This is a genomic window from Gryllotalpicola sp. (assembly GCF_027352875.1).
Lineage (GTDB): Bacteria > Actinomycetota > Actinomycetes > Actinomycetales > Microbacteriaceae > Gryllotalpicola.
Window position 1 is genome coordinate 1 of the sequence record NZ_DAIEII010000040.1, and the last position, 11,059, is coordinate 11,059.

Consider the following 11,059-nt stretch of genomic DNA (forward strand, 5'->3'; position numbering starts at 1 on the left):
CTGGAGGCGCAGGGCTACCGCGTGTTCGAGATCTCGACGCTGAGCCATGAGGGTCTGCGCGCGCTCTCCTTCGCGCTGGCGGGCGTCGTCGACGAGGCGCGGAAGGCCGCGGCGGCTGGGCGCGTGGAATCCCCGCGGATCGTACTGCGCCCGCGCGCCGTCAATGAGAAGGGCTTCACCATCAGAGTCGAGGGCGGCAGCGACGGCCCGCTCTACCGGGTGCTCGGCGCGAAACCCGAGCGCTGGGTCGCGCAGACCGACTTCCAGAACGATGAGGCCGTGGGCTACCTCGCAGACCGGCTCAACAAGCTGGGCGTCGAGGAAGGCCTCTTCGAGGCGGGCGCGGTCGCGGGGGATGCCGTCGTCATCGGCCCCGGCAGCGGCGTGGTGTTCGACTGGGAGCCCATGCTGACCTCCACCGCCGAGCTCGTGGTGGCACCGCGCGGCACCGATACCCGCCTCGACACCAACCGGCGGTCATCCCGCCGCGAACGTCGCGAGGAGTACCACGAGCGCATGGATGCGAAGGCAGCCGCCCGCGACGAGCTCGAGGCGGAGCGCCTTGCCGGGCTGTGGCAGGACGACGAGGATGAGGGGCACGGCATCTGATGGGCAGGATTGAGGTCGGCGAGGCGAAGCGCGTCGTCGTCAAGGTCGGCTCCTCGTCGATCAGCGGCGAGAACTCGTGGCGCATCGCCCCGCTCGTCGGTGCGCTCGCGGCCGCCCGCCGCCGCGGTGCCGAGGTCGTGCTGGTGTCCTCGGGCGCGATCGCGACGGGAATGCCGTTCCTCAAGCTCGAGGAGCGCCCCACCGACCTTGCCACGCAGCAGGCCGCTGCGGCCGTCGGCCAGAGCCTGCTGGTCCACCGCTACCAGACCGCGCTCGAGCCGTACGCCATCGTCGCCGGGCAGGTGCTGCTCACCGCCAGCGACATGGAGAACGCCACGCACCGCGGCAACGCTCGGCGCGCGATGGAGCGCCTCATCGACCTGCGCATCCTGCCGATCGTCAACGAGAACGACACGGTGGCGACGCACGAGATCCGCTTCGGCGACAACGACCGCCTCGCCGCCCTGGTGGCCGAGCTCATCGACGCCGATGCGCTCGTGCTGTTGAGCGACGTCGACGCGATCTACACGAAGCCCCCCCAGTTCGACGGCGCGGAGCCGATCGACCGCGTTCCCTTCGGCGATGCGCTGGACGGCGTCGAAATCACCGCGACGGGGGCGTCCGGGGTGGGCAGCGGGGGAGCGCAGACGAAGGTCTCAGCGGCGCGCCATGCCGCAGCGGCAGGGGTCGCGGTCGTCGTGACCTCGATCGAGCTCGTCGGCGACGCTCTCGGCGGTGGCCTGGTCGGAACCTTCTTCGAGCCCGCAGCGCGCGTCCGCTCGTAGACTTGCGGTCATGTCTCTCGTCGAGCAGGCCCCGGTGACGTTCGACGCGACGTCCTTCTACGCCAAGCTCGACGCGTCGCGCATGGCTTCGATCACGCTGGCGACGGCGTCGACCACGGCGAAGGACGACGCCCTCGAGGCCATCGCGCGCGCCGTCGAGTCGCATGCGGGCGCCATCCGCGCCGCGAACGCCGCCGACCTCGAGCGGGGCGCGGCGAACGGCCTGGCACCTGGGCTCCTCGACCGGCTGGCGCTCGACGCGGGGCGCATCGCCGGCCTCGCCGCCGCAGTGCGCGACGTCATAGCGCTGTCCGATCCCGTCGGCGTCGTGCTGCGCGGCTCGACGCTGCCCAACGGGCTGCAACTCTCGCAGGTGCGCGTGCCGTTCGGCGTCATCGGAGCGATCTACGAGGCGCGGCCCAACGTGACGGTCGACATCGCCTCGCTCGCGCTGAAGAGCGGCAACGCCACGGTGCTGCGCGGCGGCAGCGCCGCCGAGAGCACGAACGGCGTGCTCGTCGGCCTCATCCAGGACGCGCTGGCCGATGCCGGCCTGCCGCGCGAATCGGTGCAGACCATCGACGAGTTCGGTCGCCCCGGCGCCGCCGAGCTCATGGCGGCCCGCGGCTATGTCGACGTGCTCATCCCGCGCGGCTCGGCTCAACTCATCGACACCGTCGTGCGGGAGTCCAAGGTTCCGGTCATCGAGACGGGAGCGGGCGTCGTCCACCTCTTCCTCGACGAGTCGGCCGAGACCGGGATGGCCGTCGACATCGCCGTGAACTCGAAGGTGCAGCGGCCGAGCGTGTGCAACGCCCTCGAGACGATCATCGTCGACAGCGCGAGCGCCCCACGGCTGCTGCCTGCGGTGCTCGGCGCGCTGCGCGAGAGCGGCGTGACGATCCACGCCGACGAGCGTGCGCGGGCGATCTTCCCGGACTCGGTGCCCGCGGTGCCCGAGGACTGGGACACCGAGCACATGAGCCTCGACCTGTCGGTCAGGGTCGTCGACTCGATGGACGAGGCGCTTTCGCACATCCGGCAGCACTCGACCCACCACACCGAGTCGATCGTGACGAACGACATGCGCCGTGCCGAGCGATTCCTCGGCGAGGTGGATTCCGCGGTCGTCATGGTCAACGCATCCACCCGGTTCACCGACGGGGGGGAGTTCGGCTTCGGGGCCGAGGTCGGCATCTCGACGCAGAAGCTCCATGCGCGCGGCCCGATGGGGCTGCCTGAGTTGACGAGCACGAAGTGGGTCGTGCGCGGCTCGGGTCAGGTGCGCGTCTAGCCGTCGGGCGGCGACGCTCCGGGGAACGCCTCCCGGCTATCGTTCGGCCGAAGGCGGGCTAGAATCGCACCATGTCGTCCGTGATCACCGTCGCCGCTGAACTCGCCCCCCACTCGCTGCCCATTCCGGCGCTGGTGTACGGGGTCATCGCCCTGGTGCTCTTCTTCATCCTGCTCCTCGTCGTCTGGAGCTTCCGCGACGTCGCCAATCGTCACGCCCCGCATCGTGACCCCGAGGCCTCCGCCCACGCTGCGGCTGCCGGAGCGACGACCCACGGCGGGCACGGCAAGCAGCACGACTGATTCGTGGCGGCTATTCAGGGCGGTCGGCCGCGCGTCGGCATCATGGGCGGGACGTTCGATCCCGTCCATCACGGACACCTGGTCGCTGCGAGCGAGGTTGCGAAGTCGTTCGACCTCGACGAGGTGATCTTCGTACCCACCGGCGAGCCCTGGCAGAAGGGCGCGGTCTCCCCGGCGGAGCACCGCTATCTCATGACGGTCATCGCGACGGCGTCCAACCCGAGCTTCACGGTGAGCCGCGTTGACATCGACCGCATCGGGCCGACATACACGATCGACACCCTGCGCGACATCCACGCCCAGCGTCCCGATGCCGAGCTGTTCTTCATCACCGGCGCCGACGCGATGGGTCAGATCCTCGGCTGGCGCGACGTCGAGGAGCTCTGGAGCCTTGCGCACTTCGTCGCAGTGAGCCGCCCGGGTCACGAGTTGACGCTCAGCGGGCTGCCCGATGACCACGACGTATCCTTGCTGGAAGTCCCGGCGCTTGCCATCTCGTCGACGGATTGCCGTTCGAGAGTCAGCCGGGGCTACCCGGTCTGGTATCTCGTGCCCGACGGGGTCGTCCAGTACATCTCGAAGCATCATCTGTATCGGAGCGTGGCGTGAGCCTTCAGCCGGACGTCGGCCAGCCACTGACCCGCCGGCAGCTGCGCGAGATGGAACGTGCCGCGGAACTCGCTTCGGTCGCGCCCACTGCAGCGGTTCCGGTCGTTGTTTCGCTGGTTGAGCCCGCCGCGCCGGTAGAGCCCCCCGCGACAGCCGATGAGCCTGGCGCACCGGCCGACGAGCCTGTCGGGCCTGTCGGAACCGCCCCTGCGGCCGCGCCCGCGCCGACACATCAGGTCCCCGAGGCCGACGGCACCTCGTTCGGCACCGGCCGCCCGATGTCCCGTCGCGAGTTGCGCGCATTGCTGCGTTCTGCTCCCGACTCTGCTGAAGGCGCGGATTCAGTGGATCCCCGCAGGGTCGGCCGCGAAGACGGCTCTGCCGGCGCCGCACTCCGTGAAGTCGCCCAGCCGGTCATTCCTACCGACTCTGAGAGCGGGCCTGTCGTCTCGGAGCAGCGCTCCTCGGCGCCGGCCGAACCTGCGTCCCCCGCCCCCGAGCCTTTCAACCCCCCGACCGGCCACTGGTCGCTCGCTCTCGACGACGATCCCGAGACTACGGCGGAGACCACCTCGGGCGCGGCGACGAGCGCGAACTCGCTCATCATCGACGTCATCCCGTCGATCGCAGACGTCACCGCACCGCTGACCTCGACCGGAGAGATCCTGGTGACCGGCTCCATCGACCTCACCAGGGCGCTCGGTGCCACCGGCCAGATCCCAAGCCGCTTCGACGGGTCCGCTGTCGACGAGTTCGGCGACGACGACCCGGCGGCAGTGTCGACGAACGATGTCGTGCCGGTGTCGGCGGCACGGGCCGTGAGCTCGCACATCTCGGTGCTGCCGTCGGTCGCGCCGCCGAAGGCGCAGAACCCCCACTTGCCGGCCATCCTCGGCTCGACGGCGGGCGCGCTTGCCGTCGTCGTCGCAGGGATCCTCGTGTCCGCCTTCGTCTTCCACGTCTTCTAGAGAGCGAGCGCATGACAGCAACCCACCATGCCCGCGAGTTGCTGCAGATCGCCGCCCTCGCGGCGGACGCCAAGGGCGGGGAAGACCCGGTCGCGCTCGATGTGTCCGGGCCGCTGCCGCTCACTGACATCTTCCTGCTCGTCTCGGGGCGCAACGAGCGCAACGTGCAGTCGATCGCCGGCGAGGTGGAGGAGAAGCTTAATGAGGCCGGAGTGAAGACGTTGCGGCGCGAGGGCAAGCATGAGGGCCGCTGGATTCTGCTCGATTTCGGCGATCTCGTCGTGCACGTCTTCCACCAGGAGGACCGGCTGTATTACTCCCTCGAGCGGCTGTGGAAGGACTGCCCAACGGTGCCCTTCGAACTGCCGGAGCATGCCTCGGGGGTGTAGTAACCTAGTCAGGTTGCCTTGCCGCTTCGCCGGTATGGGCCCGTGGCGCAGCTGGTAGCGCACCTGCATGGCATGCAGGGGGTCAGGGGTTCGAATCCCCTCGGGTCCACCAGAAGTTGCTTATTAGAAAAATTGCGGCCAAAAAAATGTGGCGACGCAGATCGAGCAGAAAGCCCACCGGAAACGGCGGGCTTCTTTGATTTCCGTGGCGCCAGGTGCGCTACTCCGGCCTGAGCCGCCCACTCTTCGACAGCCTGCCGGAGTGCCGGGCTGAGCAGCGTGTCGAAGGGTGGCACGAAGTCGCTCTCGACCCGGAAGCCGTCCGGGGCGTCGTCGTCAGCGATGATGTAGACCTTCTCGAAGAGGGCTTGGTTGAGCATGCGCTTGAGGGGTTTCGGGGCCGTCCGGTAGGACTTGCCGCAGTCGCCGAGCAGGTCGAGCATGAGGTGCAGGGTTTCCTCGACGGTATCGATTGTCAATGGCCATTCCGAACTGCCCGTAGGCGGCCAGCAGAATTGCCCGCTGGTGGCCACGGAAACTGCCCGCTCATGGCCAACAGATCTGCCCACCTGGGGTGTGGTGGCGTTGGCCATGCGCGGTCGTGCTCGGTTTAGTTCATCGGGGTGACGCCCTTCCCGGCGAGGGCCTGGGAGAGGCGGATGGAGTCGCCCGAGGTTTGGCAGACGTGGGCGTGGTGGAGTAGCCGGTCGACGGTCGCGGTCGCGAGGGTCTTGGGCATGAGGGCGTCGAAGCTTGGCCGGGTGCAGGTTCGAGGACACCGCGATGGAGCGTTTCTCGTAGGCGGCGTCAACAAGCCGGTAGAGGCCCTCGGCCGCGTCGGCACCGACCTCAAGCAGCCCGATGTCATCGACCACGATCAGATCGGCGCGGAGGATCCGGGCGACCACGCGTCCGACGGAGTCGTCGGCGCGGTGCGCGCGGACCAGGGCGCCGAGGTCCTCGAGGCGGAACCAGGCGACCCGCATCCCGGCCTCGACGATCTGCTGGCCGAGGGCCTCGAGGAAGAACGTCTTCCCGGTCCCGGACGGCCCGCAGACGACGACGTTCTCCTTCCGCCCGATCCATTCCAGGGTCCGCAGCGCGTGTTGCGTCGGGACCGGGATCGAGGAGACGGCCTCGTCCCAGGTGTCGAAGGTCTTCCCGGTCGGGAAGCCGGCGGCCTTGCGGCGGGTGGCGAGCATGGACCGGGACCGGCCGGTGACTTCCTCGACGAACAGCGCCTTGATCACCTCGCCCGGTTCCCAGCGTTGGGCGCGGGCCGTCGCGATCAGCTCCGGCGCCAGCGCGCGGGCGTAGGGCATCTTCAGCTGCCGCATCAACGCCTCCAGGTCCGCCGGGAGGGCGGGCGGCGCGGTGGCGGTGACGCTCACGCGCCCTCCTCCAGGCCCTCGGCGACGGCGCCGAGGACCGGTGCGGCGGGCTGGCCGATCGCGGCCCACCCGGCGGTGCCCTGCGCCAGCGACTTCGCCTCGTCCGCCGCGCGGGCGGGGACTCGGGAGCTCCGGGAGCCGAGGATCGAGGCGAGGTCCCCGGTCGCGAAACGGCGGTAGGTGGCCGCCTCGCCGAGGGCCTGATCGACCGCGGCCAGGCCGCTGATCTTCGCCAGCGCCACCGCGTCGGCCATCTTCACGTTCATCCGGGTCGTGCCGACGGCCGCGGCCTCGAGCAACCATGCCCGGGCGCCGGTGCCGAGGCTCAGGAACTCCGCCTCGGCGCCGCTGCGGGCCTTGACCGTGTAGTCGCCCGGGATCTTCTCCCTGTGGTCGGGGAAGTGGCCGTCGTCGATTGACGGGCTCCCCGGCCGGGCGCGCGGGTGTCGGGCGACCTCGACCGGACCGCCGGTCCCGGAGTGCACGACGATGACCTGCTCGTCCGCGCCGATCCCGTGGCTGCGGACGAAGACCCGGCCGCCGAGCAGATACGACGGCACCGAGTACTGGCCATTCTCGAACGTCATCATCGGGGTGTTGTCCGGGACGGCCCGGGAGAGGCCGAAGGAGACCGTGTGGGCGGTGTCGGGGATCCGGTGCAGGCGGGGCTGTTCCTCCTCGAGCATCGCCGCGGGCTTGCGCCGCGTGACCCGGTGCTCACGGTTGTTGACCTGCTCCATGAACGTCTCGCAGGCCGCCTCGAGCTCCGCGAAGGACCCGTATTCGGGGCGCAGGTTGGTGTCCCTGGGGACAATATCGGCCTTGGCGACCTTGACCGAGGACTCCGACCCGCCCTTCGTGGCAGGGTCGGCCGGTTGACAGGTCAGCACGGTGATGCCGTAGTGGCGGGCGAAGTCAACGGTCTGCTGGTTGCGAACCGGGACCCCGGCAATATGGGACACGGTCACCGTTTTCTCGTTGTCGGTCAGGACGTATGTCGGCGCGCCGCCAAGAATGCGGAACGTGCGGTCCAGGGCCGCGAACACGGTCGGCGCCGTCCGATCCCGGAGCGGGATCACGACCCGAGACCTTGACCAGGCCAGCCAGGCGACGAACAACACGCTCTTGCGGCCGTCGACGACGGGACCGTCGCCGAAGTCATACTGCAGCCGCATGCCCGGCTCGGTGATCCAAGGCCGGTGCACCCGGACATGGCCGAACCGGTAGGCGGTACGGACCTGCGCGACCGCCCGCCGGGTCGAGCGATCCGACCCGTCGTAGCCGAGGGCGACGAGTTTCTCGTGGGCCTTGTCGGCGCGGATCTTGCCCTTGGACGCCTCCACCCATTCCTCGATCTTGGGCAGGAACCCATCGGTCACCCGACCCCGAAAGGCGGGCTCGGCGATCGGCTTGCCGGCGTCGCGGGCGGCGACGTGACGGGCGACAGTGTGGTGCGAGCAGCCGGTGAGCTCGGCTGTGGCGCGCAACGATCCGGTCAGATCGTAGGCAGCAAGGATTTCCATGATTTCTCCGTCAAACTTCATTCAGGGCCTCTTCCTGGGCGATTTTGGTGCGTCTTGAACACCGCAATCAAACCCCAGGGAGAGGCTCCCGCCGCTTAAGCGGTCGGGCTCAGAACAGGAAGTGGGCAGATCTCATGGCCACCAGCGGGCAGTTCTCATGGCCGTCAGTGGGCAGGTTCCGTGGGGCGCTACCGGCCTAGATTTCGAAGAGCGCTGACAGTGGCAGATTTGTTCGGGAGACCAGCGAATGCGCAGCTTGTCCTGCACGAACGTACGCAATCGCGACCCCGCGAGGAGTTTCACGTCCTTCGGTCGGGACCGACGCCCGGCGGCAGTGCGGTGGGCGGCATACGGCTCATATGTGCCGGTGTCGGTCTGGTTGCGGCGCAGCTCTCGGCTGATGGTCGACGGCGCCCGCCGCATCGTGTGGGCGATGGAACGGATCGATGTTCCCGCCGCAAAGAGGTCGCGAATCTTCTCCCGGTCCGGCAGCGACAGGTATCGCGGATCCAGCTGCCTCTCCACGAGGGGAAGCAACAGCCGTTGACGGGTTTCACTGAGCGGCGCCACCTCCTTGTTGTAGTCGATGATGCGTCCATCGGGATAGACGCGGCGGTTGTTGGCGTGTTCGATTCCCTGGTCCCAGTCAATTGCGGTGCGCAGGTTCAACCCGGTCTGTCGGGCTGCGTCCGCTCGGGTGACCCCGGACTCTCGCAGCCGGAAGTATTCTGTGCGACGGGCTCGGCTGTGCTTCTTGGCATCGATGCCGGCGTCCGCCAGCCACTTATAGCAACTCGCGGGATGAAGACCAACCTCGCGCGCAGCGAGGCTGACCTTGCCGAGGCGTTCGAACGCTTCGAGGAACTCGGTCTTCTCAGCCTCGCGGTAGATCCTGCGGCACGGAGGAACAGTGATGTCGGGCACGGTTGTCGCAACTCTCGGAGAGGGAAGTGTTGCGACGATCGCTAGAACCCAAGCCGCCTATGGGCAGTTTGGCATGGCCGCTAACACGATCCAGCTACCGGTGGCAGCACCGATCGCTACGAGCACTCCAATCCCACTGATCCAAATGCCGGCGAAGCTGCTTATCGTGCTGGCCCAATCGATGTGGGGATGGAAGAACATGGCGGAAGACTACGCCGGGCGCGTCGAGGTCATTGAGACGCCCTCGAAGGCCGGCTGGATGACCCGAGACGATGGCGAATAACGGCGCAAGAAGTCCTCAACGACTATCAGTCCGGCCTCTGTCGCGAGCACAACCCAAGGCGCCAACGTGAGATAGGCCGCTACATGGGTGAGCTCGACAAGACCATCCGTGACCTCGACGAAGAGAGTCGCAGAACTGGCGGCAAGACGCTGGGTCACCCCCGCTCACACGTCGAGCGCGTCTACGCCAAAGGTCAAGAGACCGCGATCGTGGATCGGCTCATCAAACAGGCCAGGGCCGAGCGGCCTTCTATCTGCGACCTCGGCGTATTCGCCGTCGATGGGGCTGAAAAGGCTGAAGGACTTGTCGTCTGGCCTTTTCGCATGCCCATCCCTGACCTGTCGGAGTGACGAGAGCACCGAGGCAAGCGTCGACCGCGCCACAGAGCCACCGCCGCTGGCTGGAGACAGTGGAATGCTGCCAGCTGGCACGATGAATTGTGCTGGCCAGTCAGCGTCCCCGCATTGTTCCATGAGTCTCAGAAAATCACGCCAGAGCATCGGCCTTCGTAAGTTGCGGGCCGCTGCAGCGCCGTGCCAGGTGAATGCGTCGGCAGGACCGTGCTGGGGTGCAAGCACCGCCACTCCCTTGGGCCTCTTCGCAAAGGCACGACGCAAAGCGTGTCCAGGAAGAACCCAACTCCACTCCGCAAACCACTGCTCGCCGCTCTGAGCCTGGTATGCGAGAGCCGACCGAGGTGTGCCTGCCAGCCACGGCAGGCTGGCAGCCGCTCCCAGCACATCGGTCCAGGGAGGGATGGGGAACACGTAATAGTCCGGCACCGGCGATGTCGCGTACTTATGCAGCTGGACGAGATCGAGCTTGAGTTCGTGGCGAGTGGCAGCGGCGTTCCATTCCGGCACTTTGAGTTCGAGCCAGATGCGCTTGCCGTAAGCGGGTGGGATGTTCTCGATCTTGATGTCCGCGCCGGTGCTCGGCCACCACTGGTGCATGTGGGCGCGGTACCGATACCCGAGGTGAATCGAGCACCAGTGCTCGAACGTCTTTTCAGGCAGCGAGCGAGTCATCAGTTGTCTCCACGACGTGACCGGCGGCGGGATAGGCCGAGTCGTAGTTCGGTGACGATCTCGCTCGTGTGATCTTGAAAATAGAGCACTGGTTCCTCAAGAAACCGGTTCAGAGCAGACCGGTAGGGGACGCACTTGGCAACTGCGTCGCGAGCTTCGGCCAATGCCCTCATATGATTCAGCGTTGCCTCGCGCGCCACTTCCTTTTCGAACTCAACACGCTCTTCTTCCGATACCGCCTCATGCCATTTGCCGTAGTGAGGGACATAGCTCATGGTCGAGACGACGAGCGAAACCGCGGCGATGGCCTCGTTGAAGTAGTCCTCCACGAGGTTCCGCCTGCGAGTGCGAACATTGAGCCAGTAGGTGATACCTGCACCGAGAAGCACCGATGCTAAAGGCACAAGAGCGTCAAGAAGAGTCATCGGAGAATTCGCAGCTGCTAGGAGTAGTCACGAGCCAACGATTGAAGAAGATCTCTTGCTGCTAGTGCGGCAAGAAGCTGCTCCTCGGTGTTAGGCAGCCCTAGTAGTTCTTGAAAAGCCTGCAGGCTTTCCGCTTCCTCGGCCGGCTCGTCTATCGGCTGCGGCTGACGGCTAACAGCTTCGGCTGCGTCGGCGAATGCGTTCGCCGGAGTCCCAAGTTGCTGCCACTTCTCAATGAGATGCTCCCTTACCGTTTCAGCGGGTTCACCCCCTTCAGGCCAAGTCGTAGCCATCGCGGCTAGCCCTTCGGCAACAACCAGCCTCTGATCCGGGGTCTCGTACATGGCAAAACGGTAGCGTCATGACGCTCATCTGCGGACTATCCTTCAGCCTGAATCCACCGATGGACGTTGAGTTGAGGGCGGCGCGTTAAGCGGAGAATGCCTTTCTCATCAGGGAAAATAGGGTTTGTTGATGAACCTATTGACCCGAGAAGGAAGGCATCTCGCAGGTGCAAGTTTCTCACGCC

The 11,059-nt window shown here is 67.0% G+C and carries 13 protein-coding genes, 1 tRNA gene and 2 pseudogenes; 9 read left to right on the forward strand and 7 right to left on the reverse strand.

Annotated elements, in window-relative coordinates; all coding sequences use genetic code 11:
* From cgtA to M7D61_RS04685, 8 genes are all read left to right on the forward strand, one after another.
* A partial coding sequence (gene cgtA, locus M7D61_RS04650) for an Obg family GTPase CgtA (RefSeq protein ID WP_298228083.1) occupies nucleotides 1-609 on the forward strand: 609 nt, incomplete at its 5' end.
* Nucleotides 609-1,394 carry a glutamate 5-kinase gene (gene proB, locus M7D61_RS04655; protein WP_298228086.1) on the forward strand — a complete coding sequence of 262 codons (786 nt, stop codon included), beginning with the start codon at nucleotides 609-611 and terminating at the stop codon, nucleotides 1,392-1,394. The genes cgtA and proB, both read left to right, overlap by 1 nt.
* Nucleotides 1,395-1,404: 10 nt before the next feature.
* Entirely contained in the window at nucleotides 1,405-2,688 is a 1,284-nt protein-coding gene (locus M7D61_RS04660; protein WP_298228087.1) for a glutamate-5-semialdehyde dehydrogenase, read from the forward strand.
* Nucleotides 2,689-2,759: 71 nt separating this feature from the next.
* Nucleotides 2,760-2,990: a hypothetical protein gene (locus tag M7D61_RS04665; RefSeq protein ID WP_298228089.1), complete on the forward strand. Its 231-nt coding sequence runs from the start codon at nucleotides 2,760-2,762 to the stop codon at nucleotides 2,988-2,990.
* A gap of 3 nt (nucleotides 2,991-2,993) precedes the next feature.
* Nucleotides 2,994-3,599, forward strand: a complete 606-nt coding sequence (nadD, locus tag M7D61_RS04670) for a nicotinate-nucleotide adenylyltransferase (RefSeq protein WP_298228090.1) — start codon at nucleotides 2,994-2,996, stop codon at nucleotides 3,597-3,599.
* Between the two features lie 344 nt (nucleotides 3,600-3,943).
* Nucleotides 3,944-4,567 carry a hypothetical protein gene (locus M7D61_RS04675; RefSeq protein WP_298228091.1) on the forward strand — a complete coding sequence of 208 codons (624 nt, stop codon included), beginning with the start codon at nucleotides 3,944-3,946 and terminating at the stop codon, nucleotides 4,565-4,567.
* A gap of 11 nt (nucleotides 4,568-4,578) precedes the next feature.
* The gene (rsfS, locus tag M7D61_RS04680; protein ID WP_298228093.1) at nucleotides 4,579-4,956 is read left to right on the forward strand and encodes a ribosome silencing factor; all 378 of its coding nucleotides are present in this window, start codon (nucleotides 4,579-4,581) and stop codon (nucleotides 4,954-4,956) included.
* 36 nt (nucleotides 4,957-4,992) lie between these two features.
* Nucleotides 4,993-5,068, forward strand: a tRNA-Ala gene (locus tag M7D61_RS04685).
* Nucleotides 5,069-5,566: 498 nt separating this feature from the next.
* On the opposite strand, the gene M7D61_RS04690 is transcribed toward M7D61_RS04685, so the two are convergent.
* The 4 genes and pseudogenes from M7D61_RS04690 to M7D61_RS04705 all read right to left on the reverse strand — a co-directional run.
* Complete coding sequence (locus tag M7D61_RS04690; RefSeq protein ID WP_298228095.1) at nucleotides 5,567-5,695, reverse strand: ATP-binding protein; 129 nt, start codon at nucleotides 5,693-5,695, stop codon at nucleotides 5,567-5,569.
* Nucleotides 5,696-5,762: 67 nt separating this feature from the next.
* Nucleotides 5,763-6,293: pseudogene (locus M7D61_RS04695) on the reverse strand (ATP-binding protein); the annotation flags it as partial.
* A 50-nt stretch (nucleotides 6,294-6,343) separates the two neighbouring features.
* Nucleotides 6,344-7,891: an IS21 family transposase gene (gene istA, locus M7D61_RS04700; protein ID WP_298228097.1), complete on the reverse strand. Its 1,548-nt coding sequence runs from the start codon at nucleotides 7,889-7,891 to the stop codon at nucleotides 6,344-6,346.
* Between the two features lie 204 nt (nucleotides 7,892-8,095).
* A pseudogene (locus M7D61_RS04705) lies at nucleotides 8,096-8,440 on the reverse strand (helix-turn-helix domain-containing protein); the annotation flags it as partial.
* Nucleotides 8,441-8,867: 427 nt separating this feature from the next.
* On the opposite strand from M7D61_RS04705, the gene M7D61_RS04710 reads away from it, so the two are divergent.
* Nucleotides 8,868-9,077 (forward strand): hypothetical protein, encoded by a 210-nt coding sequence (locus tag M7D61_RS04710; protein ID WP_298228099.1) that lies wholly within the window; start codon nucleotides 8,868-8,870, stop codon nucleotides 9,075-9,077.
* Between the two features lie 164 nt (nucleotides 9,078-9,241).
* On the opposite strand, the gene M7D61_RS04715 is transcribed toward M7D61_RS04710, so the two are convergent.
* Genes M7D61_RS04715 through M7D61_RS04725 form a run of 3 tightly spaced genes read right to left on the reverse strand, consistent with a single transcriptional unit; the run spans nucleotide 9,242 to nucleotide 10,874 of the window.
* The gene (locus M7D61_RS04715; RefSeq protein ID WP_298228101.1) at nucleotides 9,242-10,105 is read right to left on the reverse strand and encodes a hypothetical protein; all 864 of its coding nucleotides are present in this window, start codon (nucleotides 10,103-10,105) and stop codon (nucleotides 9,242-9,244) included.
* Nucleotides 10,105-10,530, reverse strand: coding sequence for a hypothetical protein (locus tag M7D61_RS04720; protein WP_298228103.1), 426 nt, complete (start codon nucleotides 10,528-10,530; stop codon nucleotides 10,105-10,107). Before M7D61_RS04720 ends, M7D61_RS04715 begins: the two co-directional genes overlap by 1 nt.
* A gap of 17 nt (nucleotides 10,531-10,547) precedes the next feature.
* Nucleotides 10,548-10,874, reverse strand: a complete 327-nt coding sequence (locus M7D61_RS04725) for a hypothetical protein (RefSeq protein WP_298228105.1) — start codon at nucleotides 10,872-10,874, stop codon at nucleotides 10,548-10,550.
* Nucleotides 10,875-11,059 lie beyond the last annotated feature (185 nt).